This is a genomic window from Plantibacter flavus (assembly GCF_900177615.1).
Taxonomy (GTDB): Bacteria; Actinomycetota; Actinomycetes; order Actinomycetales; family Microbacteriaceae; genus Plantibacter; species Plantibacter flavus.
Genome location: NZ_FXAP01000001.1, coordinates 444,336 through 470,712, shown reverse-complemented (window position 1 = coordinate 470,712; position 26,377 = coordinate 444,336). Strand labels below are relative to the sequence as shown.

Below are 26,377 nucleotides of genomic sequence, written 5' to 3'. Positions count from 1 at the left end.
CGGCTACCCGACGCCTGGAGTCGTGAGGAAGCGGTCGACGTCCGCCGCGATCTCGCGGGATTTCGTGTGGTGCAGGTAGTGGTCGGCGTCGAGCGGCACGACCTCGCCTCGGTCGACGCTCGCAGCCTGCTGCTCATGGAGCGGCAGCCACCCCTCCACCGTCGGGTTGTCCCGCTGTGCGAAGAGCAACACCGGGAGGTCTGCCGGGAAGGTCTTCCCCTTCGCCGCTCGGAAGTTCGCCGCGATGCGCGACATCTCGTCCGAGGACGTCGCACTCGAGGTGTTGCGCAGCGAGATCATCCCGAGCTGATCACGCGTGTGCTGGTCGTACGGCGGATCCGGGTACGGGTCGCCCGACAGCGCCGTGACGACCCGGGTGATGCCGAGCGCCTTCGCCGCTCGCAGGGCGTCGACCGGCAGCGCTGCGTCCATACCCGGCTGGTCGGGCACGCTGCTGTCGATGCCGACGAACGCCGTCACCTCGTCGCGGAACCGCTCGACGTAGTCCAGCGCATAGATGCCCGCGATGGAGTGCCCCATCAACACGTACCGGTCGATGCCGAGCCCGGCGACCGCCTCGTGGATCTCGGAGACGATGTTCTCGGTCGTTCGCGGCACGTCGGTCTGGTCGCTCAGCCCGTAACCGAAGGGCTCGACCACGACCACCCGGTACGACGACGAGAGCTCCCCGACGAGCGGCGAGAAGTCGAGCACGGGCGAACCGGTGCCGAAGCCGGGCAGGAGGACGATCGTCTGATCGCCCTCACCCGTGACCGCCACGTTCATGCGTTTGCCGTCGACCTCGACCCGCTGACCGTATTCCTCGATGCGCGTGGCCTCGGAAGCCGATGCGGCGGTGTTGACGATGGTGGTCGTGAGGAGCCCGGCGAGCACGAGCGCGACGAGCGCTGCGATCCCGGTGAGGACGATGCGGAGGAACTTCTTCATCCCTCCACGCTAGGGATGGGCGACGACCGTCGGATCGGCCGCGGGTACCGACACTGTCGTCCCGCGGGCCCATCTCCTGCTGCCCGTCAGGACGACGTCGAGCCCTCCGGCAGCGGGTAGATCGCGTTCAGGAACTGCTGCACCCAGGCGATGAGGTCGGTGTCGGCAAGCGGTTCGTCGCCGACGCGTGGCAACGGCACGATGACGGTGTTCGTCTGGGCCAGGTACTTCGCGCCGGGGTACATGCGTCGCAGCCGCGTCTGGATGGAGTCGGGGAGGTCGGCGGGCGTGACCCGCAGGTTCGGTCCGACGGCGATGAGGTCGCTGAGTCCCGAGCGCTGCGCCCGCTGACGGAGCCGCGACACGGCGATGAGCGTGCTCACCTGCGCCGGCGGCTCGCCGTAGCGGTCGGTGAGTTCATCGATCACGAGGTCGATCTGGCCGTCCTTGGCCGCGGGTCCGGACGCGGCCGACAGCTTCTGGTAGGCCTCCAGCCGAAGCCGCTCGCTGTCGACGTACTCCTCGGGGATGTGTGCGTCGACGGGCAGTTCGAGCCGGAGCTCGGTCTGCCCCTCGGCGACGTCTCCACGGAAGGTGGACACGGCCTCGCCGATCATGCGGAGATAGAGGTCGAAGCCGACGCCCGCGATGTGGCCGGCCTGCTCGCCGCCGAGCATGTTGCCGGCGCCGCGGATCTCGAGGTCCTTCAGAGCGACCTGCATGCCGCTGCCGAGCTCGTTGTTCGCCGCGATGGTCGAGAGCCGGTCGTGGGCGGTCTCGGAGAGCGGCTTGTGCTCGTCGTACAGGAAGTACGCGTAGGCGCGCTCGCGACCGCGACCGACACGACCCCGCAGCTGGTGCAGCTGGCTCAAGCCGTACTTGTCGGCGCGGTCGATGATGATCGTGTTCGCGTTCGAGATGTCGAGGCCGGTCTCGATGATCGTCGTGCAGACGAGGACGTCGAAGCGGCGCTCCCAGAAGTCGACCACGACCTGTTCGAGCGCCGCCTCGCCGAGCTGCCCGTGGGCGATGGCGATGCGCGCCTCAGGGACGAGCTCCGCGAGGTCTGCCGCGACGCGGCTGATGGACGAGACCCGGTTGTGCACGAAGAAGATCTGGCCTTCTCGCAGGAGCTCGCGCCGGATCGCAGCACCGACCTGCTTGCCGTTGTACGGACCGACGAAGGACAGGATCGGGTGGCGGTCCTCCGGTGGTGTCGCAAGCGTGGACATCTCCCGGATGCCGGTGACCGCCATCTCGAGCGTTCGCGGGATCGGGGTCGCGCTCATCGCCAGGATGTCGACGTTCGTCTTCAGCTTCTTGAGGGCGTCCTTGTGCTCGACACCGAACCGCTGCTCCTCATCGATGATGACGAGACCGAGGTCCTTGAAGTGCACCTTGTCGGTCAGCAGCCGGTGCGTCCCGATGATGACGTCGACCGTGCCGTCGGCGAGTCCGGCGAGCGCCTCCCGCGCCTCCTTGTCGGACTGGAACCGGCTGAGCGGCCGCAGGTGTACGGGGAACCCGGCGAACCGCTCCTGGAAGGTCTCGAAATGCTGCTTGACGAGCAGGGTGGTCGGCACGAGCATCGCGACCTGCTTGCCGTCCTGGACGGCCTTGAACGCGGCGCGGACGGCGACCTCGGTCTTCCCGAACCCCACGTCGCCGGAGAGGAGGCGGTCCATCGGGATCTCGCGCTCCATGTCGGCCTTGACCTCGTCGATGGTCTGCAGCTGATCGGGGGTCTCCGCGAACGGGAACGCCTCCTCGAGCTCGCGCTGCCACGGGGTGTCGGGACCGAAGGCGTGCCCCTTCGACGCCATGCGCGCCGAGTAGAGCTTGACCAGCTCGACGGCGATGTCGCGGACGGCCTTGCGCGCCTTGCTCTTCGCCTGCGACCAGTCACTGCCACCCATCTTGCTGAGCTGCGGAGCCTCGCCGCCCACGTAGCGGGTGAGGAGGTCGAGCTGGTCCGTGGGGACGAGGAGTTTGTCGCCCGGGTAGCCGCGCTTGGAGGGTGCGTACTCGAGCACGAGGTACTCACGGGTGCTCTTCACCGGGTTGCGTCCACCGCTCGAGACCTCGCGCTGGGTCATCTCGACGAACTTGCCGATGCCGTGGGTCTGGTGCACGACGAAGTCGCCGGACCGGAGCTGCATCGGGTCGACGACGTTCTTGCGCCGGGTGGCGAGCTTCTTGACCAGGCGCGAGTCGTATCCGGCGGTGCGACCGTAGAACTCGGTCTCGCCGAGCAGCATGAGCTTCGACGTCTCGAGCTCGAAGCCGCCCTCGACGTCGGCCTGCAGCAGATAGGCGACCCCGGGCTCCGGGTCGGCCGGCAGCTCGTCGACCATCCGGGCCGCGATCTCGTGCTCGGCCAGGACGTCCGCTGCGCGCTCGACGAGACCGACCCCACGGGCGGCGACGATGACCGTCCACCCCTCGCGGATGCGGTCGGCGACGTGTTCGATGGCGCCCTCGACGTTGCCGTGGAAGCTCGGCACGGTGTCGCCGTCGACCGAGACGGTGAGGAGCTCGTCGAGTTCGAGGTGCTCCGGGAGCGTCTCGACGTCGGGGCCGGCGCGGAATCCGCTGAACGTCCACCACGGGTGGTCGGGTGCCGGCTGACCAGGAGCACTGAAGGTGACGGACTCCTTCAGCGCGCCCAATGAGATGAAGTCGCCGGAGGCGAGGTCGATCGGCGCGTTCGCACCGACGGTCGCGGCGCTCCAAGCGGCGGCGAGGAACTCGCGGTTCGTCTCGGCCAGGCTGATCGACCTCGTGACGACGCGCTCCGGCGAGACGACGGCGATGGCCGCTCCATCCGGCAGGTAGTGGGTGATCGGGACGAGGCGGTCGACGAGGGCCGGGGAGAGCGACTCCATGCCCTCCACCGCGATGCCCTCCGCGATCTTCTCGAGGATCCCGGTGAGGCTCGGGAACTCGTGCTGCATCTCCGCGGCGCGCTGCCGGACGGCCGGGCTGAGGAGCAGTTCCCGGGACGGCGGCAGGCGGATCGCTTCGACCGGCTCGGGCAGCGATCGCTGGTCGGCGACCGAGAACGCCCGGATGCCGTCGACCTCGTCGCCGAAGAACTCGACCCGGTACGGGTGGTCGGCGACCGGCGGGAAGACGTCGAGGATGCCACCGCGCAACGCGAACTCACCACGCCGCGACACCATGTCGACCCGGGTGTACGCGAGTTCGACGAGGCGCAGCGCGATCGCGGCGAGGTCGTGTCCGCGACCGCCCTGGACGAGCTCGATCGGAGCGGTCTCGGTGAGGTTGTCGGCCACGGGCTGCAGCGCTGCGCGCACCGAGGCGACGAGGAGGAACGGCCGCTCCCCCGTCCAGGCGCCGAGGCGCCGCAGCGCCTCCAGGCGTCGGCCGACGATCTCGGCGCTCGGGCTGAGACGCTCGTGCGGCAGGGTCTCCCAGGCCGGGAACTCGACGATCTCGGCCTCGGGCATGAGGTCGCTGAGCGCGGAGCGGAGCCGCTCGGAGTCGCGGCCCGTCGCGGTGACGACGAGGGCCGCCTGGGCGGCGCCCTGCCGACCACGCTCGTCCATGAGCGCCGCGAGGAGCGGAGCACGCAGCCCGTCGATCACGGAGAAGTCCGCGCTCCTGCCCGCGTACGCGAGGGCATCGTCGATCGTTGCGGCGCGCCGAAGCGCGTGAGTCAAACCCTGAAGCGTCACCGGGACAGCCTACGCCGAGCCACCGACACCCATGACCCGATGGCCCGCCGGCCACCGCTGTCAATCGGCTGCGGACGACGCGTCACGCGGCATCCTCGCGCGCCGGACGCGTCATGATTGACCCATGACGAGCACGGAGCCCCGGTCAGACCGACACCCCGAACGGACCGGCGGCTTCCCGCTCCCCCCGATCCGCCAGCCGATCCGTCGGATCGGAGCGCGGACGTTCGACTTCTCGAAGCAGGTCGCGGTCATGGCGATCATCAACCGCACCCCGGACTCCTTCTTCGACCAGGGCGCGACGTTCTCACTCGACCGAGCCGTCGACGCCGCCGTGACCGCCGCAGAACAGGGCGCCGACTGGGTCGACATCGGCGGAGCCAAGTTCGCCCCCGGGCCGGAGATCCCCACCGCCGAGGAGATCGACCGTGTGCTCCCCGTCGTCGAGGCGCTCGCCGCACGGAGCGACGTCGTCATCTCCGTCGACACCTTCCGCCCCGAGGTGGCGGCGGCCTGCATCGCGGCGGGCGCCTCCGTCATCAACGACACCACGGGGATCCACGACCCGGCTCTCGCGGACGTCGTCGCCGCGAGCGAGGCCACCCTCGTCATCACGCACAGTCTGGCCAGGCCGAGGCAGCCGCATCCCCGTCCCCACTACGACGACGTCGCGGGTGAGGTCGCCGCCTTCCTCGCGGCCCGCGTCGACCTGGCGCTCTCGCACGGCATCCCCGAGTCGCGGCTCATCGTGGACCCCGGGCACGACCTCAACAAGAACACCGTCCAGACGCTCGAACTCACCCGACGGTTCGACGAGATCGCCGCGCTCGGGCTGCCGACGCTCGCCGCGGTCTCGAACAAGGACTTCATCGGCGAGTCCCTCGACCGACCGAAGTCGGAACGTCTCGAGGGGTCACTGGTCTCCGCCGCGGCGTGCATCCTCCTCGGCGCCCGCATCGTGCGGATGCACGCCGTACCCGAGTCGATCGCGGCCGTGCGGATGACCGAGGCGATCCTCGGATTCCGCGGACCGGTGGCGCCCGTCCACAACGTCTGATCCTGAACCCTCGAGGAGTCACATGAGCATCCCCAGCATCACGAGCCTGGTCCCCGCGCAGGCGGAGCCGCTGTCGGTCGACGAACTCGTGGCGGCCTACGCCGTCGAGGACCGCTCCGCCACGACCGTCCGCGTGAACTTCGTGACGAGCCTGGACGGTGGGGCGACCGTCGACGGCGTCTCCGGGGGGCTCGGAGGCCCGGCCGACAAGACCGTGTTCGACATCCTGCGCCGGCTCTCGGACGTCGTGCTCGTCGGTGCCGGGACCGTGCGCGACGAGGGCTACGGTGCCATGCGGCTCGACGTCGACGCCGCGGCGTGGCGCGACGACCACGGCCTCCCCCTGCACCCGGTGTTCGCGATCGTGTCGGGCTCGCTCGACCTCGATCTCCGCTCGGAGGTCTTCACCCAGGCACCGGTCCGGCCGCTCGTCGTGACGACCGACCGCGCCGACCCCGCGAAGCGCGCGGCGCTCGAGGCGGTCGCCGACGTGGTGGCGTGCGGCGACGAACACGTCGAACCGGCGCGCGTGGTCCAGACGCTCTCCGACCGCGGCCTGCGGCAGATCCTGTGCGAGGGCGGTCCGGCGCTCTTCGGCTCGTTCATCGCCGCTGACGCCGTCGACGAACTCTGTCTGACGATCAGTCCCGCGCTCGTCGGCGGGGAGAGCGTCCGGGTCTCCGCGGGTCCCGCGTCCGAAGCTCCCCGAGCGATGCGCTTGCATCACCTCCTGCGCGCCGACGACCTGCTGCTCTCGCGGTACGTGCGCGGCTGAGCCGTCGGCTTCCGCTTCACCGGACTCCCACCCTTCGATCGTCTGATATCTCAGTGGACCAGCGCTGCTACGCTGGCGGCCTCCCCCATCCGATGATCTCTTGGGATGCTGCATGCGCGTTTCGACCAGCCCACTCCGTCCGATCCTGACCGCGACCCTCGTTCTGGCGGTCGGCTGGATGCTCTCGATGATCCAGCCGTCAGCGGCCGGAGCGTCGGTCTCCGAGCCGACGACCGACGCAGCGGGTGCTCCACGCGGGGAGGTCTTCCACGAGGACTTCGAACGCGCACCCGACACCGGTACGCCCCTGTCGGTCCGCGACTACCTGGGCCGTTCGGACATGCGGTTCGACGCCGACGACTTCTGGACGGACCGAGCGGCGTGCAACGGCTTCATCCTGTCCGCCTCCATGACGGGCGCCGAGCCCGGCGACTGTCTGGACGTTCCGAGCGCCCTGGCGCACGTCCGAGCCCTCGCCGGAGTGCTGGGTATCCTCAACGGCACCGATCCGAGGTCCAATTCCGTCGTCGCGGCCTACACCCAGACGAACGGTCCCGACGGCGCGGTCGAGCTCGAGACGACCACACTGGTCCCACTCGCGACCGGTTCCGGCCGCTTCCTGACCGCCTCCGTGAACGTCGCGTCCCTGAACTGCTTCGCAACGGTCCCGACCGCCCTGCAGCTCGCGCTGCGGACCCCCGACGGCGTCGAACACCCGGTGTCCGAGCAGGCGATCGACCCGTGCACGGACGACCGTGCCGAATCGTTCAGCCATGGCGGCGTCCCCGCTCGTGCGGGGCACTTCACCGCCGATGCCTCGATACTGGTGGATGCGACCTCGATCGGTGTCGTCATGCGCAACGAGCAGGGCAGTGGATTCGGGAACGATCACGCCTTCGACGATCTGAGCATCGTCGACGTGACCCCGACCCTCGATGTCGAGCTGTCGGAGGACACCGCCGTCGTCGGTGAGACGATCCGTCTCCGCTTCGTCGTGCGCAACACCCCGGAACTCGCCGCGAAGGCCGGTTGGTCCGTGCAGGCGGCCTTGCCCGCCGGACTCACGGTCGCCGCCGATCCGCGACCGATCGCGAGCTGCTCCGCCGAGGTGACTGCTCCGGCGCCCGAGGCCGACATCGCGTTCACCGGCGACCTCGCGGCGGGCCAGGAGTCCTGCACGATCGAGGTCGACGCCACACCGGTCGCTCGCGGCGCGATGACCGTCGCCGTGGCGGGTGACGCCGTCCGCGGGCTCGACATCGGCTCACAGCCGGCCCTGACCGCCATCGACCGGGTCGCGATCGAGAGCCCGGCATCCGGCACCCTCATGGAGTCTTCTCGACCGACCTCTGCCGGGACCGGCGAGCCAGGCGCCGACATCACCGTGCGCGACGGCGAGGGCCAGACCTTGTGTGAGACCACCGTGGACCCGTCCGGCCGCTGGAGTTGCGCGAGCACCGTGACCGTCCAGTCCGGCGAGGCCGTCGTCCGCGTGGAACAGACCGCCTCCGGGCTCAGCAGCACGGACGAGACGACCTACCGCGTGCTCGTCCCCGCGCTGGCCGTGGAGGGCACCGTCCGCCTCGAGATCCAGGGTGCCGACGGATCGTGGGTTCCGGTCGAGGGCGAGACCGTGACGACCGACCCCGGTGACCGCTTGCGCGTCATCGCGACGGTCACCAACACCGGCGAGAACGCGCTGGGCGACATCACCCTCACGGAGACACCGGGCACCCACCTCGCCTGCAGCAGCGAGCTCATCGAGCCTGGTACCTCGGCGGCCTGCACCAGTGCACAACCGTTCGTCCTGACGCCGGCCGCGCTCGAGGACGGCTCGTTCGTCCACACGTTCGAGGCGGTCCTGACCGGGTATTCGCGCGCGGCGGACCAGCCTGCCACCCGGTCGGTGACTTCCGCCGACACCGGTCGCCTGCCGCTCCCGGACGCACCCCGTGTCTCGACGGGGGCGCTCCACACCTCGCTCGGCATCGTTTGGCGGGTCGCGCCACTCGAACCGCAGGCGCCGCTGGCCCGCACGGGAGCCGAAGTCACGCTGTCCATCGGACTGCTCATCAGCGGACTGCTCCTCGTCGGCGGGATGCTCGTCGGCGTCAACACGCGCCAGGGCCGACGCGTCCGCCCACCACGCGGCTGAGCAGGCGTCAGGCGCCGTGGAACCTGGTCTGCGCAGCCAGCAGGCCGTCGGCGACGAGCAGTTCGACGGCATCAGCCGCATCCGAGATCAGCAGGGGAAGCTGCTCCCGCTCCGCGCCCGCGAAGTCCTTGAGGACGAAGTCGGCGGCGTCCTGACGGCCCGGCGGCCTCCCGATTCCGACGCGGACGCGCAGGAACTCGGGGGTCTTCAGTGCTGAGGCGATGTCGCGGATGCCGTTGTGCCCACCGTGCCCGCCGCCCTGCTTGAGCTTGATCGAGTCGAACGGGATGTCGAGCTCGTCGTGGACGGCGATGACGTGGTCGGGGTCGACGGAGAAGAACTGGGCGAGCGCTGCGGTGGGGCCGCCGGAGAGGTTCATGTAGCTGTTGGGCTTGCCGAGGACGAACTTCGGACCACCCGGCACGAGCCGCCCCTCGGCCACGCGTGCGTTGCCCTTGTGGGTCTTGAAGGTTCCGCCGATGCGCTTCGCGAGCTCGTCGAGGACCATCTGCCCGACGTTGTGCCGGTTGCGGGCGTACTGCTCGCCCGGGTTCCCGAGCCCGACGATGAGCCACGTGTCTGCAGCCATGCTGCCTTCCTGATCGAACGCCTCGGCGCGACCGGTGAAACCGGCCAGAAACCGAGCGAACCTGCCGCCTGCCATGCACCGAGACTATCGGGGCGGGCGGGCGACAGGTTCGTCTGCTGGAGTGGTGACTACTCGGCGGCCTCAGCCTCGGCTGCGGTCTCCTCGGCGGCAGCCTCAGCTGCCTCGGTCTCCTCGTCGACCGGAGCGGCCGGCACGGCGATCGCGACGATGAGGACGTCGGCCTCGGTGATGAGCGAGGCGCCCTTCGGGAGCTCGAGGTCGCCGGCCAGGATCTGGGCGCCCTCTTCGAGGCCCTCGACGCTGACGGTGACGCGCTCGGGGATGTGGGTCGCCTCGACCTCGAGGCTCACCGTGGTGGCGTCCTGGTTGAGGATGGTGCCGGCGGCGGACTCGCCCTCGATGGTCACGGGGATGTCGACCTGGACCTTCTCGCCCTTCTTGACCACGATGAGGTCGAGGTGCTCGATGATCTGGCGCACGGGGTCCTTCTGGACGTCCTTGACCAGCGCGAGCTGACCCTTGCCGGCGATGTCGAGCTCGAGCACCGCGTTGGACTTGCGGAGGATGAGCAGCATCTGGTGGCCGGGCAGTGAGACGTGCACGGGCTCGGTGCCGTGGCCGTAGAGCACGGCCGGGATCTTGCCGAGGGCGCGGAGCTTGCGGGCTGCGCCCTTGCCGAACGATTCGCGGAGTTCCGCGGTGACCTTCAGGTCATCGGACATGATGTTCTCCTCACGGGTCTTGCACCCGGTTGGTCGTGCCGCGACGATGCGCGGCGGAATGGATGAGTCAACTCGAACGCGTATCTGCGTGAGGAAAAGCCGGAAGCCAGACCACCGCGTCGATCACGGAAGCTGCCACGGGCCGCTTCCCTCGCCGAAGTTCAGTGGGAGAGTCTATCGCACCGCGCTGAGGCCCGCGACCGCCTCGTCCACGATCTCGTCGACGGTGGCGTCGACGTCCACCACGAATCCCGGCTCGTCGGCGTCCAGGTCCTCGAGCAGCGCGAACTGCGAGTCGAGGAGCGACGGCGGCATGAAATGACCGCTCCTGCCTTCCATCCGGCGTCCGAGCACCTCGCGCGAGCCGTGCAGGAGCACGAACCGCACCCCGGGCGCCTCCGCGAGGATCGCCTCCCGGTAGGCCCGTCGGAGTGCGGAGCAGGCCATCACGAGCCCGGTGTCCGAGGCGTCGGCGAGTGCTTTGCCGACGAGGGCCAGCCAGGGCCAGCGGTCGGGGTCCTCGAGCGGCGTGCCGGCGGCCATCTTCCGCACGTTCTCGAGCGGGTGCAGGGCGTCGGCGTCGACGAAGGGCACCCCGAGCCGGTCGGCGATCAGCACTCCGGTCGTGCTCTTCCCGGACCCGGACACGCCCATGACGACGACGAGCGGTGCATTCACACGGAACCCCCTGTGGTCTCCGGCCGATGACCGGGCGGCCGGCTCGTCCGACCCGCACAGCACGATACCGGACACCCCCGCACGGTCCGCTCGGACCTCACCTGCACGCGGTGTCATTGAGCGGTGGAGCGACACCTCCCTTTGCTACGGTTGCAGGACGGGCCGTGCCCGGATCGACGAGGGTGTCGCCGCTGTCCTGCAGCCGCCCCGTCGACTCCTGAGCACTCGGAACGCTTCCCGCATCACCCACTCTGAAGGAGAACCACATGGTGAACACCGCCGAAGCTCGCGCCAACATCGGCGTCGTCGGTCTGGCCGTCATGGGCAGCAACCTCGCGCGCAACCTGGCGAGCCGCGAGGGCAACACGGTCGCCGTGTACAACCGCTCCCCCGAACGCACCGACCTGCTCGTGAGCGAGCACCCCGAGGCCGGCTTCGTCGCGTCGAAGACCATCGAGGAGTTCGCCGCGTCGCTCTCGAAGCCACGCACCGCGATCATCATGGTGCAGGCGGGTAAGGGCACCGACGCCGTCATCCAGCAGCTCACCGAGGTCTTCGAGCCCGGCGACATCATCGTCGACGGCGGCAACGCACTCTTCACCGACACCATCCGCCGCGAGAAGGCCGTCCGCGAGACCGGCATCAACTTCGTCGGCGCCGGTATCTCCGGCGGCGAGGAGGGTGCCCTCAAGGGACCGTCGATCATGCCGGGCGGCTCCGCCGAAGCGTGGGAGACCCTCGGCCCCATCCTCAAGTCGATCGCCGCGATCGCCGAGGGTGAGCCCTGCGTCACCCACGTCGGCACCGACGGCGCCGGCCACTTCGTCAAGATGATCCACAACGGCATCGAGTACGCGGACATGCAGCTCATCGCCGAGGCCTACGACCTCATCCGTCGCGGCACCGGCAAGTCGCCGGCCGAGATCGCGGAGATCTTCGCCGAGTGGAACCGCGGCACGCTCGAGAGCTACCTGATCGAGATCACCGCCGAGGTCCTCAAGCAGGTCGACGCGAAGACCGGGCAGCCGCTCGTCGACGTCATCCTCGACCAGGCCGGCGCCAAGGGCACCGGCGCGTGGACCGTGCAGACGGCCCTCGATCTCGGCATCCCGGTGTCGGGCATCGCGGAGGCCGTGTTCGCCCGTTCGCTGTCGTCGAAGCCGGCGCAGCGCGCAGCGGCCCGCGAGCTCGCCGGACCATCCGAGGAGTGGACCGTCACCGACCCCGACCAGTTCGTCGAGGACGTGCGCCAGGCGCTCTACGCGTCGAAGATCATCGCCTACTCGCAGGGCTTCGACGAGATCGTCGCCGGTGCCGAGCAGTACGGCTGGGACATCAAGAAGGGCGAGATCGCGAAGATCTGGCGCGGCGGCTGCATCATCCGTGCGCAGTTCCTGAACCGCATCACCGAGGCGTACGAGGAGAACCCCGAGCTGGTCGCCCTCGTGACGGCGCCCTACTTCAGCGACGCCGTCGCTGAGGCGCAGGACAGCTGGCGCCGCGTGGTCGTCGCTGCCGCTCAGGCGGGCATCCCCTCGCCGGCGTTCTCGTCGTCGCTGTCGTACTACGACGGCCTCCGCGCCGAGCGTCTGCCCGCAGCGCTCGTCCAGGGCCAGCGCGACTTCTTCGGCGCGCACACCTACAAGCGCGTCGACCTCGACGGCACGTTCCACACCCTGTGGTCGGGCGACCGCAGCGAGGTCGAGCAGGCGGGCTCGAGCCACTAGCCCACGGCCTGCAGACGCAGAACGCCCGGTCCGAGTTCGGACCGGGCGTTCTGCGTACCAGCGGAGGGTGACGGGCTACGCGGCGCCGTCGAACATGCTCGTCACGGAGCCGTCGTCGAAGACCTCGTGGATCGCGCGGGCGATGAGCGGCGCGATCGAGAGGACGGTCAGCTTGTCGAAGCGCTTGGCCTCGTCGACCGGCAGGGTGTCGGTGACGACGACGGAGTCGATGGCGTCGCTCTGCAGGAGTTCGACCGCCGGGTCGGAGAACACCGCGTGGGTGGCCGCGACGACGACGCCGATCGCGCCGGCGTTCTTGAGTGCCTCGGCCGCCTTGACGATCGTGCGTCCGGTGTCGATCAGGTCGTCGACGAGCAGGCAGACGCGGCCCTCGACCTGGCCGACGATCTCGTGGACGCTGACCTGGTTGGGGACCAGCGGGTCGCGGCGCTTGTGGATGATGGCGAGCGGGGCGCCGAGCTTGTCGCTCCAGATGTCGGCCACGCGGACGCGGCCCATGTCGGGCGAGACGACCGTCAGCGTCGACGCGTCGAGCTTCGCCCGGAAGTGCTCGAGGAGGACCGGCATGGCGAAGAGGTGGTCGACCGGGCCGTCGAAGAAGCCCTGGATCTGCGCGGCGTGGAGGTCGACCGACATGATGCGATCGGCGCCGGCAGCCTTGAAGAGGTCGGCGACGAGGCGGGCCGAGATCGGCTCGCGGCCGCGACCCTTCTTGTCCTGGCGCGCGTAGGGGTAGAACGGGGCGACGACGGTGATGCGCTTGGCGCTCGCCCGCTTGGCCGCATCGACCATGATGAGCTGCTCCATGAGCCACTCGTTGATCGGAGCGGTGTGCGACTGGATGACGAAGACGTCGGTGCCGCGGATGCTCTCGTCGTACCGGGCGTAGATCTCGCCGTTGGCGAAGGTCCTGGCATCGGTGGGCAGGAGCTCGGAGTCGAGCTCCGCCGCGATCGCCTCGGCGAGTTCCGGGTGGGCTCGTCCGGAGACGAGAACCAGCTGTTTCTTGTTGTCCGCCGTGATGCCTGACACAGACCCTGCCTTCTGCCGGAATCCTCCGGCCTCACTCACGAGTCGACGTTACCAGCCGCAGCCGCGTCGTCCGACACGGCATCCACGGTCGGTGCCACCGAGGCAGCGCCGGCGGCCGTCGCAGCCGCCGTACCCGGGCGCTTCTGCTCGACCCAGCCCTCGACGTTCCGCTGCTGCGCGACCGTCAACGCCAGCGCCCCTGCCGGGACGTCCTTGCGGATGACGGTGCCGGCACCGGAGTAGGCGCCGTCGCCGACGCTGACCGGGGCGACGAGGGTGTTGTGTGCGCCGGTGCGGACGTGCGATCCGATGGTCGTGCGGTGCTTGTGCACACCGTCGTAGTTCGAGGTGATCGTGCCGGCACCGACGTTCGACTCGACGCCGATCTCGGTGTCGCCGATGTAGCTGAGGTGCGGGACCTTGCTGCCCTCGCCGATCTGCGCGTTCTTCGTCTCCACGAAGGTGCCGATCTTGCCGCGCTCGCCGAGCACCGTGCCGGGTCGCAGGTAGGCGAACGGCCCGACCTCGGCACCGGCACCGATGACCGACAGCGTCGCGTCCGTGCGGCGGACGCGCGCACCCGCGCCGACCTCGGTGTCGATGAGCGTGGTGTCCGGACCGATCGTCGCACCGGACTCGACGACCGTCGCGCCGAGTATCTGCGTCCCGGGGAGCAGGGTGACGTCGGCGTGCAGCCGCGCCTTGATGTCGATCCACGTCGTGGCCGGGTCCTGGACGGTCACGCCGGCGAGCTGCCAGGCGCGCACGAGGAGGGCGTTCAGTTTGGCCGCGGCGGCGCTCAGCTGGGCGCGGTCGTTGATGCCCTCGACCAGCCACGAGTCGCTCACTGGGAGCGCCGAGACCTCGGAGCCCGCGCGTCGCAGGAGACCGATGACGTCCGTGAGGTACTTCTCCCCCTGGGCGTTGTCGGTGGTGACCTCGGCGAGCGCGTCGCGGAGCTGGCTCACGCCGAAGATGTAGACCCCGGCGTTGATCTCGTTCACGGCCCGCTCGGCGTCGGTGGCGTCCTTCTGCTCGACGATGTAGTCGAGTGCCCCGGCCTCGGTGCGGATGATGCGTCCGTAGCCGGTCGCGTCGTCGGGCATGGCCGAGAGGATCGTCGCCGCGACGTCGTGGTTGCGGTGGCGTTCGATGAGCGTGGTGAGCGTGGCGGCGTTCAGCAACGGGACGTCGCCGTTGACCACGAGGACGTCGCCGTCGAAATCGTCGGGCAGTGCCAGGAGCGCTTGCTCCACCGCGCGACCGGTGCCGGGCACCTCGTCCTGGTCGACGATGGTCGCACCGGGGAGCTCCGACTCGATGGCCTCGACGAGGCGGTCGCGCTCGTGGCGGACCACGGCGATGACGTGCCCGGCGTCGAGCGAGCGGGCGGTCGCCAGCACGTGGCCGACGATCGGCACGCCGCCGAGCGGGTGCAGGAGTTTCGGCAGCGCCGACTTCATGCGGGTTCCCTGGCCAGCAGCCAGGATGATGATGGCCAGACGGTCGTCGGTCACGTGTGCTCCCCCTCGGTCCGGGCACTCGCCCGGTCGGTGATCGGTCGCTCCGCCACCAGGATTCGAACCTGGACCGAACAGCTCCAAAGGCTGCCGTGCTGCCGTTACACTATGGCGGACCACCCCGCGAGACGGCGGAGCGTGGTCAATTCTGCCATGAATGGGCGACCATCGATTCAGCACCCGGCGCCCGATTCAGGCCGACCGGCTTCCGTGCCTCGATAATGGTGGGATGCCAGCTAGCACCGATGAGGTCGACCGGATCGTCGACGCCTGGAACCGCGAGCGCCCGGACCTCGACTTCTCGCCCCTCCAGATCCTCTCCCGTGTCGCCCGACTGTCCCGCCACCTCGACCGTGCGCGTCGGGCGGCCTTCACCCGGTCGAACCTCGAGCCGTGGGAGTTCGACGTCCTCGCGGCACTCCGTCGCGCCGGCTCCCCTTACCGGCTGAGTCCGAAAGCCCTGCTGCTCCAGACCCTCGTCTCGAGCGGCACCATGACGAACCGCATCGACCGCCTCGTCGAGCGCGGACTCGTGGAACGCCAAGGCGATCCCAACGACGGCCGCGGCATCCTGGTGCAGATGACGAGCGCGGGACTCAACACGGTCGACGCGGCCATCACGCGCCTCGTCGACGCCGAGGCGGACCTGCTCGACGGACTGAGCTCGACCGAACAGGCCCGGCTGACCGTGCTGCTGCGGAAGCTCAGCCTCGACTTCGACTAGCGGATCACGCCCGGTCACTGCGCTTGTCGACGTGCGCCCTTCGACAAGCTCAGGGACCGGGTGGGGTGGCACAGGGACCGGGTGGGGATGGCTCAGGGACCGGACCGGGGGTGACTCAGGGACCGGACCGGGTGGGGTGGCACAGGGACCGGTCAGCGGCGGAGGATCTTCCGGGCCAGCCAGTTGCCGAAGAACTGGATGAGCTGCACGAGCAGGATGATGATGATCACCGCGGCCCAGGTCACGACCGGCTCGAACTGCCGGAAGCCGTACTGGATCGCGAAGGCACCGAGCCCGCCGCCGCCGATGAAGCCCGCGACCGCGGACATGTCGACGATGACGACGAACACGAAGGTGTAGCCGAGGATCAGCGGACCGAGTGCTTCCGGAAGGACGATGCTCAGCAGCGTCCGGAGCCGGCTCGCACCCGCGGCACGCGAGGCCTCGATGACGCCGGGCGACACCGTCAACAGGTTCTGCTCGACGATCCGGCTGATGCCGAAGGTCGCCGCCAGGGAGATGATGAAGATGAACGCGTTCGCACCGATGCCGGTGCCGATGACGAGTCGTGAGAGCGGCTGGGCGGCCGCGAGGAAGATGATGAACGGGATCGGCCGGAAGATGTTCACGATCACGTTGAGCACACCGTAGAGCACCGGGTGCGAGTACAGGTTGCCGGGCCGCGTCACGTAGAGACCGGTGCCGACGACGAGTCCAGCGATCCCACCGAAGAGCAGGCTGAAGGAGACGAGGTAGAGGGTCTCGACGGTCGCGTCGCCGAGCTTCGGGAGCAGATCGATCAGTGCGTCCATGTCAGCGCACCTCCGTCACGGTGGCCTGGGATCCGATGGCGGTCAGCGCTCCGTCGATCGTCTGATCGTCGCCGCGGAGGGCGAGCGTCAGGTGGCCGAACGCACGACCCTGGATGTCGTTGATCCCGCCGTAGACGAGCTCGAAGTCGACGCCCGCCTGCGCGAGCGTGAGGAAGACGCCCGCCTGCGAGGCGTCGCCGTCGCGGAAGGACAGGGTGACGATGCGCCCGACGTGTCGTTCCTTGAGCACCGCCAGCTCGGCCGGCGACGGGACGCCCTTGATGACCGTCGACACGAATCGCTTGGACGCGGCGTGCTGCGGGTCGGAGAACACCTCGAAGACGTCGCCCTGCTCGATGACCTTGCCGCGCTCCATGACGGCGAGCTTCGTCGCGAGCGACTGGATCACCTCCATCTCATGGGTGATGACGACGATGGTCACGCCGAGGTCGCGGTTCACCTGCTTGAGCAGCGCGAGGACCTCCTGCGTGGTCTCGGGGTCGAGGGCGCTCGTCGCCTCGTCCGCGAGCAGGATCCGGGGCGAGGTCGCGAGCGCGCGAGCGATGCCGACGCGCTGCTTCTGGCCGCCGGAGAGCTGGTCGGGGTAGTTGTCGGCCTTGTCGGACAGCCCGACGAACGTTAGCAGCTCGTCGACCCGGGTGCGGATCTCCGCGCGGTGAAGTCCGGCGACCTCGAGCGGGTAGGCGATGTTCTTCCGCACCGACTTGGAGTTGAAGAGGTTGAACTGCTGGAAGATCATCCCGATGCCGAGGCGGAGGTCGCGGAGACCGCGCTCCGAGAGCGTCGTCACCTCGGTGCCGTCGACGACGATGCTTCCCGACGTCGCGGGCTCGAGCGCGTTGATGAGGCGCACGAGGGTCGACTTGCCGGCTCCCGAGTAGCCGATGATCCCGAAGACGTCACCGGCCTCGATGTCGAGGTCGACGCCGTCGATCGCGGCGATCGGCGCGGCGCCCTTCTGCGGAGACGGGTACCGCTTCGCGACGTCTCGGAGGCTGACGAGTGGCATGGGGGTGTCCTCGGTGTGTCGGGTGATCAGGAGGCGGTGAAACGACGAAGCGTTCCTGTGGGAGCGGATGACAGCCTCCCACAGGAACGCTCTGAACGTCGGATCAGCCCTTGGCCTTGATGTCCTTCTGGACGGTCTCGAGCGACTTCACGAGGTCCTTGACCGGGGTCTTCAGCGGAACCGCGGTTCCGCCGGAGTTCTCCACGACGCCGTCGACGACGGACTTCGTGTCCTGGTAGATCTTCACGAGCTTCGCGTACGTCTCGTTGTCGGCGTCGGCGGCCTTCGCAGCGAAGATGTTGACGTACGGCAGCGCGTTCGGGTCGGACGGGTCGTCCTCGGCGATCGCGTCGGACGCCTTGAGACCGGAGTCGTTGATGAAGTCGTTGTTGATGATCGCGCCGGTGACGTCAGGCAGCGAGGTCGGCGTCAGCGAAGCCTCGAGCGAGGTGACGGTGACCTTCGACTTGTCGGCGATGATGTCGTCCGGCGTCGAGAAGATGTTGCCGCCGTCCTTCAGCTCCAGCAGGCCTGCGGACTGCAGGACGAGGAGCGCACGAGCCTGGTTGCTCTCGTCGTTCGGAATGGCGATCGTGTCGCCCTTCTTGATGTCCTTGACGCTGTCGACCTTGGTCGAGTAGAGGCCGAGGGGGTAGATCGCCGTCGAGCCGATCGGCGTGAGGTCCTCACCGGAGGCCTCGTTGTACTGCGCGAGGTAGACGATGTGCTGGAACTGGTTGAGGTCGATCTCGCCCTCGGTGAGCGCCGGGTTCGGCTGCGTGTACTCGCCGAAGTCGACGATGTCGACGAAGATGCCCTCCTTCTCGGCGGCGTCCTTGTACGTCTCCCAATAGGGGTCGCTGGCGCCGACGACGCCGATCTTGACGGGGTTCGCCTCGGTGCCCTTGTCTTCAGCGGCGGCGCCTGCGCCTGAGCCGCCGGCGCATCCGGCGAGGAGCGCGATGGCGGGGATGATGGCCAGTCCGGCCAGAAGCTTCTTCGAGAAGGTCATTGCTGTGATTCCTCTTTCGATGGTGCGCGTCGGTGGACGCTGATTCGACGGTACGTCGGCCTAGCAGGGATGACGAACCGGTGCGTAACACTTCGGAACAGAGCGACGGATGAGGTGTTCCGGTCGCCACGAGTGGGCTATTCGACGAGCTCGGAGAGCTCCAGCCAGCGGACCTCGAGGTCGGCGATCTCGCCGTACATGGCCTGGATCTTGGCGCCGAGCGCGGTGATCCCGGCGAAGTCGCTCTGGTCGTGGACCGCGACCTTCTCGTGCGCCTGCTCGATCTGACCGTTGAGCTTGTGGAGCTTGCGGTCGATCGCCTTGATCTCCTGCTGCGCGTTCCGGAGCTCCGCACCGCTCAGCTTCGGCGTCTTCTTGGTCGGGCCACCGCCTGCGGCCGTCGGGCGGTCGTGCTCCTGGGAGCGGCTGCCGGCCGTCCCGGCGTTGAGCTCCAGGTACTGGTCGATGCCACCGGGAAGGTGCCGGAAGTGGCCGTCCATGATCGCGTACTGCTGGTCGGTCACCCGCTCGAGGAAGTACCGGTCGTGCGAGACGACGAGCAGGGTGCCCGGCCACGAGTCGAGGAGGTCCTCCATGGCGGCGAGCATGTCGGTGTCGAGGTCGTTGGTCGGTTCGTCGAGCACGAGGACGTTCGGCTCGTCGAGCAGGATGAGCAGGAGCTGCAGGCGGCGGCGCTGACCACCCGAGAGGTCCTTCACCGGGGTGGAGAGCTGCGCACTCGTGAAGCCGAGGCGTTCGAGCAGCTGCCCTGGCGTCATCTCCTTGCCCCCGGCCACGTAGCTCGTACGCTTGCGCCCGATGACGTCGCTCACGCGGTCCTGCTCGTACTCGGCGAGCTCGTCGAGCTGCTGCGTGAGTGTCGCGACCTGCACGGTCTTGCCGCGCTTGACGCGCCCCTCGGTCGCTTCGACCTCGCCCGTGACGAGCCCGAGGAGGGTGGACTTGCCGGCGCCGTTCACGCCGAGGATGCCGGTGCGCTCGCCCGGGGCGATGCGCCACTCGACGTCCTTGATGACCGTCCGGTCGCCGTAGGACACGGTGACGTCGAGGATGTCGACGACGTCCTTGCCCAGGCGGGCGGTCGCCATGCCGGCCAGCTCGACCGTGTTGCGCACGGGCGGCTCGTCGGCGATGAGCGCGTTGGCGGCCTCGATGCGGAACTTCGGCTTGGCTGTCCGGGCGGGAGCGCCACGGCGCAGCCAGGCGAGCTCCTTCTTCATGAGGTTCTGGCGTTTGGCCTCGGAGACCGCGGCGGAGCGGTCGCGCTCCACACGCTGCAGGACGTACGCCGCGTACCCACCCTCGAAGGGTTCGACGATGCGGTCGTGCACCTCCCACGTGGCCGTGCAGATGGCGTCGAGGAACCACCGGTCGTGGGTCACGACGAGCAGGCCGCCGGAGTTCTTCGACCATCGCCGGTTGAGGTGCTGCGCGAGCCAGGTGATGCCCTCGACGTCGAGGTGGTTCGTCGGCTCGTCGAGGAAGAGGATGTCGTGGTCGCCCACGAGCAGGGCGGCGAGCGCGACCCGGCGGCGCTGACCACCGCTGAGGTCGGCGACGAGGGCGTCCCAGGCGATGTCGGAGGCGAGGCCGGAGATGACGTCGCGGACCTTCGGGTCGCCCGCCCACTCGTGCTCGTCGAAGCCACCGACGATGGTCTGGCCGACAGTCTTGTCGTGGTCGAGGGTGTCGGACTGGTCGAGCACGCCGACCGTGACACCGTTGCGCACCGTCACGCGGCCGGAGTCGGGCTCCTTGCGGCCGGCGAGGAGGCCGAGGAGCGTGGACTTGCCGTCGCCGTTGCGTCCGACGATGCCGATGCGGTCGCCCTCGTTCACCCCGATCGTGATGCCGTCGAAGACGACCTTGGTCGGGTACTCGAGGTGGAGCGCTTCAGCGCCGAGAAGGTGTGCCATATCCGGTCAACGATACCGGGCTCGGGCGTCGACCACCGCCCGTGCACCGTAGGCTGCACGGGTGCCTCTGTTCTCCCGTTCCCGCCGGCTCCCGTTCGGCCGTCGCGACGCCCGGATCACCCTCCTCGACAAGCGGACGCTGCGCTACGAGCTCAGCGTCGACGACATCCCGCAGTCGGTGGTCTCGCTCGCGGACCCCCGCTCGCTCGAGTACCCGTACATCCGGCACATCGCCCGCGTGATCGACGCCGAGGCGCCGGCGGGCGAGGAGCTCTTCGCCGTCCACCTCGGTGCCGGCGCGCTGACGCTCCCCCGCTACGTCCAGGCGACGCGTCCGGGATCGCCGCAGCTCGTCGTGGAGTTCGAGCCGGAGCTGTACGCCGGCATGCTGGAGGCGTTGCCGCTCCCGGACGGCCACCGGGTCGAGGTCCGCTTCGGTGATGCCAGGGCCGTCGCGGACGGCCCGATCGACGAAGCCGCCACCACCGACGGGGACGTCACGGCGTGGCAGGACGCGAAGGTGACCGTCGTCGATCTCTGGGACGCCGCGGTGATCCACCGGCGGGTCGCGAGCCTCGAGTTCTACCGCCGCGTGGCGGCGCGGTCCGCGGACGACGGCGTGATCGCGGTCAACCTCCTCGACGGCAGCCCCTTCGACTACTCCAGACGCCAGGCGGCGACCCTCCGAACGGTGTTCACGCATGTCGCCGTCGTCCTCGACTTCGATCCGGTCGACGACGAGGGGCCGCTCGGCAACGTCGTCGTCTTCGCGAGCGACGCACCGCTCGCGGCCGTCACGCACCCGCAGCTCTTCGGCGCCCCCGCGCCCGTGCAGCTGCACGGTGACGCGCTCACGGACTGGATCGACGGGGCGACGATCATGACCGACGCCGACGGCGAGGACTCCCCCGACCCCGACGACCCCCGCTGGGACTGACGACCGCACCGTCACCGGGGCCCTCCCTATGCGCACCCATCCCGTTGCGCTACGGTGGGCGTAGCGCAATGGACCGATCCGACCGGACTCCGGCGTCGCGCGGAGGAGGTTGGTCGGTGCCCGTCTCCCGACGCGTCTCCCGCGCTCAGCAGATGAGCGACCGTATCCTCGACGCAGCCCTCGACCTCATGCGCTCGCGCGGCTCGGTCGCCGTCAACATCGAAGCGGTCGCCGAGACCACCGGCGTGGCGAAGACGACGATCTACCGGCGGTACCGCAACCGCTCCGAGCTGCTCACGGCAGCCGTCGCCCGCGCCATGGAGACCCCGATCGAGATCCCCGAGAACCTCTCGACCTACGACACCTTCACCTGGCTGCTCCATGAAGCCCGCGCGATGATCGAGGACGTGGTGGGCCGGGGCACGATCGCGTCGATCCTGCTCCAGGACGACCCCGAGTTCTCGACGCTGCTCCGCGACCTCACGAGGAACCGCGCGCGCGCACTGTCCAACCTGGTCGACGAACGGATCTCCACCGGCGATCTGAAGCCCGGACTCGACGGCCGCCTCGTCGCGACCCTGCTCCTCGGCGCGGTCCTCGGACAGCTCGTCCGCGGCGCCGACATGGACGACGACTGGGCGGACCAGGTACTGTCCGTCCTCTGGCCGGCACTGGCCGCATGACGCGAGGCAGCACCCCGCCGCACGCTGCGGTGATCTACAACCCGACGCGCATCCAGCTCGAGCGCGTGACGAGGCTCGTCGACGCCGCGGCCGCCGAGGCCGGCTGGGGCCCGACGAGCTGGATCCCGACCCGCGAGCGGTCGACCGCGGTCGACCAGGTCGCGGAGGCGCTCGGAGGCGGCGCGTCGCTCGTGATCGCAGCCGGCGGTGACGGGACGGTCCGCGAGGTGGCCGGGGCGATGCGTCACACCCGGACGCCGTTCGCCGTCGTCCCCGTCGGCACCGCGAACCTCTTCGCCCGGAACGCCGGGATCCCGATCGACACGGCCACCGCGGTGCGGGCCGCGTTCACCGGGGAGGAGCGGAGCGTCGACGTCGGGGTCATCGACTACCGGAACCCCGACGGCCTCCAGCGCAGCACCCCGTTCCTCGTCATGTCGGGCTTCGGCGTCGACGCGGACATGGTGGCCTACGCCGACCCGGTCCTCAAGCGCCGCTTCGGCTGGATCGCCTACGTCGTCCCGATCATCCGCGGGCTCTTCCGCCGCGACCGGCCCCGCGTCTCCTGGAAGGAGGACGGCGGACCGATCCGGAGCGGACGGACACACACGATGTTCGTCGGGAACTGCGGCACGGTCTCGGCGGGCCTCGACGTCCTCCCCGACGCACTCCTCGACGACGGCGTGCTCGACGTCCTCATGGTGCGGTCCCTTGAAGGGTGGGACGGGGTCCGCGTCACGCGCTGGCTGCACCGCGCGAACAACCCCGTCGCCCGGTTCTCCAAGGGCGGACGGACACGGGGCGGACGCGTGCAGCCGAGCGCCGTCGAGACGGCCGGGTCCGCCGGAGGGGCGCTCCGCTACCTGCGGATACGACGCATCGACGTGACGGTCTCACCGCCCGCCGAGTTCCAGGCGGACGGCGACGGGATCGGCCCGGTCTCCGCAGCCCGGCTGACCGTCGACCCCGGCGCGCTCATCGTGCGACTTCCGGCGACGGCGGCGCGATCGGGTCGGCTCCGGCCCTGAGCCGCCCTTCGACAGGCTCAGGGACCGGAGGATCCGCTCATGGGACCGGAAACCGCTCAGGGACCGGAGGACCACTCAGCGACCGGGTTCAGTCCGCGAGGATCTTGCCGGGGTTGAAGTTCGAGCCGGGGTCAGCGCTGTCGAAGAGGCCGCGCATGATCGCGACGCCCTCGGTCGAGATGTCCTGCTCCATCCACGGCGAGTGCTCGACGCCGACCGCGTGGTGGTGCGAGAGGGTGCCACCGTGGTCGACGAACGACTGCTGGATCGCCGACTTGACCTGCTCGTACTCGCCGATCGGGTCGTCGCCGGTGATGAACGCGAAGGTGAAGTACAGGCACGCGCCGGAGTGGTACGAGTGCGAGAGGTGGCACATGATCCACCCGTGCACCCCGAGCTTGTCGTACGCGGCGTTGGCGGCGTCGTTCGCGGCGTCGTAGACCTCCTGCAGGCGCGACCAGGGCGCTGCGGTCTCCGAGACGTCGGCGGCGGCTCCGCGGTCGAGGAGGAAGTCGCGCAGGTACGGGGTGTCGAACTTCTTCTGGTCGTAGAGGGCACCGGGGCCCTTGCCGACGCCGATGCCGCCGTGCTTCCGGACGATCGAGCCGACGAGGCCCTTCTCGTACCGCACGTGGGACGCGCTGCCCTCGTAGCCGATGAAGGAGAGGCACAGCTGCTCGAGGTCCCAGCCCCTGGCCGTGAGCACCTTCATGAGGCCCTTGGTGACCTGCGCCGAGACGCCGGTGCTGGCCTTGCGGGTCGCGAGCGAGAAGCCGCTCTCCCGGGCGTTCGACACCCGGGTGACCGAGGGGCTGGCGTCGCTCTCCGCGATCTCGTGCATCGCCGCGAGCCCGGCCTCCCAGGTAGGGAAGAAGTACCCGAGGACCTCGCGGACGGCGGGCGTCCGGTGCACCTGCACGGTGACCTCGGTGATGATGCCGAGTCGACCCTCGCTGCCGATGATCATCTCGCGGACGCTCGGCCCGGTCGACGCGCTCGGGACGGGGCGGATCGCCACGATGCCGTTCGGGCGCACCATCCGCAGGCCCTTGGTGATGTCGGCGATGTCGCCGTACTTGTCGGACTGCATGCCCGAGGAGCGGGTCGCGACCCACCCGCCGAGCGTGGAGTGCGTGAAGCTGTCGGGGAAGTGGCCCATGGTCCAGCCCTTGGCGCCCAGCTGCGCCTCGATCGAGGGGCCCTGCGCACCGGCCTGGATGGTGGCGAGACCGGAGCCCTCGTCGATCGACAGGACGCGGTCGAGCCGGCCGAGGTCGAGCGAGATGATGACCCGCTCCTCCGTCGGCTGCGGGTCGAGCGAGCCGGCGATGTTGGTGCCGCCGCCGAACGGGATGATCACGGCGTCTGCGGCGACGGCTGCAGCCACGACCGACGCGACCTCGGCTTCGTCAGCCGGGTAGACGACGAGGTCGGGCGTGCGGGGCAGGTCGTTCGCGCGGATCCGGAGCAGGTCGCGGATGCTCTTGCCGTAGGTGTGGACGACGCGTTCCTGGTCGTCCGTGGTCACGTGACCCTGACCGACGAGCGTCGACAGCTCGGCGATGAACTCCTCGGACGCGCGCGATGCGGGGACGGTGAGCTCGTCGAAGCTGAGGTGTGCCTGCGCCGGCTTCCGGAGGTCGAGCCCCACGGCCTGCTTCACGAACGGCGCGAAGTCCGGCTTGTTGCTGTGCTCGAAGGCGACCCCTTCGACTCCCCAGCCCCACCACTTCATGTGCTCCACAGACGTCATCCGGCTTCCTTTCGTGGTGTGTCGATCGAAACGTGTGCTCCCGGTTCGACCGAGGCGCGCAGCGCGACGATCTCGGCGACGACGCGGTCCATGAGCTGGACGGGCGTCTCGTTCGGCTGCGGGTGGATCGGTTGCCCGAAGACGACGCGCACCGGCGGTCGTCCGGGGACGGGCCAGTTGCGACCCTTCGGCATGGCGGAGTGGGTGCCGAGGACGGCCACCGGGAGGCAGGGGATGCCCTGGCGGGTGGCGAGTGCCGCGGCACCGGGCTTGAACCGGCCGAGCTCACCCGTCCGCGATCGGCCGCCCTCGGGGAAGATGAGGATCGGGACGCCGCTCTCGAGCAGCTCACGGGACACGCCTGCGCGCTTGCGGTCACCCGAGCGGTCGACCGGGAACGCGTTGAAGAAGAGCGCGGCGAAGATGCGGCGGGCGGGCACGTCGAAGAAGTAGTCGGCCGCGACACCGGCGGCGAGGTAGCGCGAGAGACGACGTGGCATCGCCCCGACGACGAGCGGTGCGTCGAGGTGCGACTGGTGGTTGGCGACGACGATGTACGGACCGGTCACGCCCGACAAGCGCTCGCGACCCGTCACCGTCACGCGGGTCAGCGACCAGACGAGCGGCTTCAGCAGCAGACGCTGGGCGACGAACCGCGCGTTGGCGTGGAGGGAGGAGGTGAACCGCGGCTCTGCGGTCATCGGTGGGCTCCTGACTGGGCGGCGTTGGCGGCTCGACGGCTCGAGGACATCCGGCCGGAGATCCACCGGATGGACGCACGGGGCGCGAACTTGACGAGGGCCATGAGGGCCTTGAAGCGGAAGCTCGGGATGGAGACGACGACCCCTCTCCCGGCGTCGCGGAGGGCGTCGGCGACGAGCCGGTCCACGTCGATCCACAGACCTGACGGGATCGAGCGGGTGCTGATGCCGGCGCGATCGTGGAACTCGGTGCGGACCCACCCGGGGCACAGGGCTGTGACGCGGACACCCGAGCCGGCGAGCTCGACCGCGAGCGCCTCGGTGTAGGTGGTGACGAACGCCTTCACCGCCGAGTAACCGCCGGTGGTGATGTACCCCGCCGTGCTCGAGACGTTGATGATGGTGCCGCGTCCGCGTTGCCGCATGGCGCGGGCCGCGGCGCCCGAGAGCGTGGTGACGCTCCGGCACATGACTTCGATCGCATTGTCGAGTTCGCTCGTGTCGGGATCGGTGAGGCGGGCGTGCACACCGAAACCTGCGTTGTTCACGACGACCTCGATCGGCGACGCCTGATCCTCGATCCGTGCGGCGAGTCTCGCGACGTCGGCGCGGTCCGAGAGGTCGGCGCTGATCACGTCGACGGTGCGACCGGTCGCGCGCAGCCGCTCGGCCGACTGTTCGAGCCGCTCGACATCACGGGCAACGAGCACCAGGTCGAAGCCCCGTCCGGCGAGCGCCGTGGCGAACGCGGCACCGATGCCGGACGTTCCACCGGTGACGAGAGCTGTAGCCATGGGGATCAGAATACGCTACGCGT

General features: G+C 69.5%; 22 protein-coding genes and 1 tRNA gene. 8 read left to right on the top strand and 15 right to left on the bottom strand.

Features of this window, described 5'->3' with window-relative positions; all coding sequences use genetic code 11:
• Positions 1-3: 3 nt before the first annotated feature.
• Both B9Y95_RS02235 and mfd read right to left on the bottom strand, forming a co-directional pair.
• Entirely contained in the window at positions 4-948 is a 945-nt protein-coding gene (locus tag B9Y95_RS02235; protein WP_085510458.1) for an alpha/beta fold hydrolase, read from the bottom strand.
• A gap of 86 nt (positions 949-1,034) precedes the next feature.
• Complete coding sequence (mfd, locus tag B9Y95_RS02230; protein ID WP_085510457.1) at positions 1,035-4,646, bottom strand: transcription-repair coupling factor; 3,612 nt, start codon at positions 4,644-4,646, stop codon at positions 1,035-1,037.
• A gap of 124 nt (positions 4,647-4,770) precedes the next feature.
• Here mfd and folP point away from each other — a divergent pair, with 124 nt between their 5' ends.
• The 3 genes from folP to B9Y95_RS02215 all read left to right on the top strand — a co-directional run bounded on the left by folP (position 4,771) and on the right by B9Y95_RS02215 (position 8,633).
• A complete protein-coding gene (folP, locus tag B9Y95_RS02225) occupies positions 4,771-5,703 on the top strand; it encodes a dihydropteroate synthase (protein ID WP_085510456.1) in 933 nt (310 codons plus the stop codon).
• A 22-nt stretch (positions 5,704-5,725) separates the two neighbouring features.
• Positions 5,726-6,478, top strand: coding sequence for a pyrimidine reductase family protein (locus B9Y95_RS02220; RefSeq protein WP_085510455.1), 753 nt, complete (start codon positions 5,726-5,728; stop codon positions 6,476-6,478).
• A gap of 112 nt (positions 6,479-6,590) precedes the next feature.
• On the top strand, positions 6,591-8,633 hold the full coding sequence (locus B9Y95_RS02215; RefSeq protein WP_085510454.1) for a DUF7933 domain-containing protein: 2,043 nt from the start codon (positions 6,591-6,593) through the stop codon (positions 8,631-8,633).
• A 7-nt stretch (positions 8,634-8,640) separates the two neighbouring features.
• Here the strand turns inward: B9Y95_RS02215 and pth are convergent, their stop codons facing one another.
• The 3 genes from pth to B9Y95_RS02200 form a co-directional block, all read right to left on the bottom strand.
• Entirely contained in the window at positions 8,641-9,222 is a 582-nt protein-coding gene (pth, locus tag B9Y95_RS02210; protein ID WP_085511027.1) for an aminoacyl-tRNA hydrolase, read from the bottom strand.
• 128 nt (positions 9,223-9,350) lie between these two features.
• Positions 9,351-9,965: a 50S ribosomal protein L25/general stress protein Ctc gene (locus B9Y95_RS02205; RefSeq protein ID WP_085510453.1), complete on the bottom strand. Its 615-nt coding sequence runs from the start codon at positions 9,963-9,965 to the stop codon at positions 9,351-9,353.
• 174 nt (positions 9,966-10,139) lie between these two features.
• Positions 10,140-10,643 carry a gluconokinase gene (locus B9Y95_RS02200; RefSeq protein ID WP_229938709.1) on the bottom strand — a complete coding sequence of 168 codons (504 nt, stop codon included), beginning with the start codon at positions 10,641-10,643 and terminating at the stop codon, positions 10,140-10,142.
• 266 nt (positions 10,644-10,909) lie between these two features.
• Between B9Y95_RS02200 and gndA the strand changes: the two genes are divergently transcribed.
• The gene (gene gndA, locus B9Y95_RS02195) at positions 10,910-12,370 is read left to right on the top strand and encodes an NADP-dependent phosphogluconate dehydrogenase (protein WP_085510452.1); all 1,461 of its coding nucleotides are present in this window, start codon (positions 10,910-10,912) and stop codon (positions 12,368-12,370) included.
• Positions 12,371-12,445: 75 nt separating this feature from the next.
• Here gndA and B9Y95_RS02190 read toward each other — a convergent pair whose 3' ends face one another.
• The 3 genes from B9Y95_RS02190 to B9Y95_RS02180 form a co-directional block, all read right to left on the bottom strand.
• Complete coding sequence (locus tag B9Y95_RS02190) at positions 12,446-13,423, bottom strand: ribose-phosphate diphosphokinase (RefSeq protein ID WP_079705464.1); 978 nt, start codon at positions 13,421-13,423, stop codon at positions 12,446-12,448.
• A gap of 35 nt (positions 13,424-13,458) precedes the next feature.
• Positions 13,459-14,940 (bottom strand): bifunctional UDP-N-acetylglucosamine diphosphorylase/glucosamine-1-phosphate N-acetyltransferase GlmU, encoded by a 1,482-nt coding sequence (gene glmU / locus B9Y95_RS02185; RefSeq protein WP_085510451.1) that lies wholly within the window; start codon positions 14,938-14,940, stop codon positions 13,459-13,461.
• Between the two features lie 47 nt (positions 14,941-14,987).
• Positions 14,988-15,059 (bottom strand) — tRNA-Gln (locus B9Y95_RS02180).
• A 113-nt stretch (positions 15,060-15,172) separates the two neighbouring features.
• Here B9Y95_RS02180 and B9Y95_RS02175 point away from each other — a divergent pair.
• A complete protein-coding gene (locus B9Y95_RS02175; RefSeq protein WP_085510450.1) occupies positions 15,173-15,667 on the top strand; it encodes a MarR family winged helix-turn-helix transcriptional regulator in 495 nt (164 codons plus the stop codon).
• Positions 15,668-15,819: 152 nt separating this feature from the next.
• On the opposite strand, the gene B9Y95_RS02170 is transcribed toward B9Y95_RS02175, so the two are convergent.
• From B9Y95_RS02170 to B9Y95_RS02155, 4 genes are all read right to left on the bottom strand, one after another.
• Positions 15,820-16,479, bottom strand: coding sequence for a methionine ABC transporter permease (locus B9Y95_RS02170; protein WP_064296483.1), 660 nt, complete (start codon positions 16,477-16,479; stop codon positions 15,820-15,822).
• Between the two features lies 1 nt (position 16,480).
• Positions 16,481-17,509: a methionine ABC transporter ATP-binding protein gene (locus B9Y95_RS02165; RefSeq protein WP_085510449.1), complete on the bottom strand. Its 1,029-nt coding sequence runs from the start codon at positions 17,507-17,509 to the stop codon at positions 16,481-16,483.
• A gap of 103 nt (positions 17,510-17,612) precedes the next feature.
• Complete coding sequence (locus tag B9Y95_RS02160) at positions 17,613-18,521, bottom strand: MetQ/NlpA family ABC transporter substrate-binding protein (RefSeq protein WP_085510448.1); 909 nt, start codon at positions 18,519-18,521, stop codon at positions 17,613-17,615.
• A 137-nt stretch (positions 18,522-18,658) separates the two neighbouring features.
• Positions 18,659-20,458 carry an ABC-F family ATP-binding cassette domain-containing protein gene (locus B9Y95_RS02155; RefSeq protein ID WP_085510447.1) on the bottom strand — a complete coding sequence of 600 codons (1,800 nt, stop codon included), beginning with the start codon at positions 20,456-20,458 and terminating at the stop codon, positions 18,659-18,661.
• 61 nt (positions 20,459-20,519) lie between these two features.
• Here B9Y95_RS02155 and B9Y95_RS02150 point away from each other — a divergent pair, with 61 nt between their 5' ends.
• The 3 genes from B9Y95_RS02150 (at position 20,520) to B9Y95_RS02140 (ending at position 23,106) form a co-directional block, all read left to right on the top strand.
• The gene (locus B9Y95_RS02150; RefSeq protein ID WP_085510446.1) at positions 20,520-21,395 is read left to right on the top strand and encodes a spermidine synthase; all 876 of its coding nucleotides are present in this window, start codon (positions 20,520-20,522) and stop codon (positions 21,393-21,395) included.
• 116 nt (positions 21,396-21,511) lie between these two features.
• The gene (locus tag B9Y95_RS02145) at positions 21,512-22,078 is read left to right on the top strand and encodes a TetR/AcrR family transcriptional regulator (RefSeq protein ID WP_159453317.1); all 567 of its coding nucleotides are present in this window, start codon (positions 21,512-21,514) and stop codon (positions 22,076-22,078) included.
• The gene (locus tag B9Y95_RS02140; protein ID WP_085510444.1) at positions 22,075-23,106 is read left to right on the top strand and encodes a diacylglycerol/lipid kinase family protein; all 1,032 of its coding nucleotides are present in this window, start codon (positions 22,075-22,077) and stop codon (positions 23,104-23,106) included. The genes B9Y95_RS02145 and B9Y95_RS02140 overlap by 4 nt, the downstream gene beginning before the upstream one ends.
• An 88-nt stretch (positions 23,107-23,194) precedes the next feature.
• Here the strand turns inward: B9Y95_RS02140 and B9Y95_RS02135 are convergent, their stop codons facing one another.
• The 3 genes from B9Y95_RS02135 to B9Y95_RS02125 are packed head-to-tail and all read right to left on the bottom strand — an operon-like array spanning position 23,195 to position 26,354.
• The gene (locus B9Y95_RS02135; RefSeq protein WP_085510443.1) at positions 23,195-24,859 is read right to left on the bottom strand and encodes an FAD-binding oxidoreductase; all 1,665 of its coding nucleotides are present in this window, start codon (positions 24,857-24,859) and stop codon (positions 23,195-23,197) included.
• Positions 24,856-25,560, bottom strand: a complete 705-nt coding sequence (locus B9Y95_RS02130; RefSeq protein ID WP_079705454.1) for a lysophospholipid acyltransferase family protein — start codon at positions 25,558-25,560, stop codon at positions 24,856-24,858. Before B9Y95_RS02130 ends, B9Y95_RS02135 begins: the two co-directional genes overlap by 4 nt.
• Positions 25,557-26,354 carry an SDR family NAD(P)-dependent oxidoreductase gene (locus B9Y95_RS02125; protein WP_085510442.1) on the bottom strand — a complete coding sequence of 266 codons (798 nt, stop codon included), beginning with the start codon at positions 26,352-26,354 and terminating at the stop codon, positions 25,557-25,559. Before B9Y95_RS02125 ends, B9Y95_RS02130 begins: the two co-directional genes overlap by 4 nt.
• Positions 26,355-26,377 lie beyond the last annotated feature (23 nt).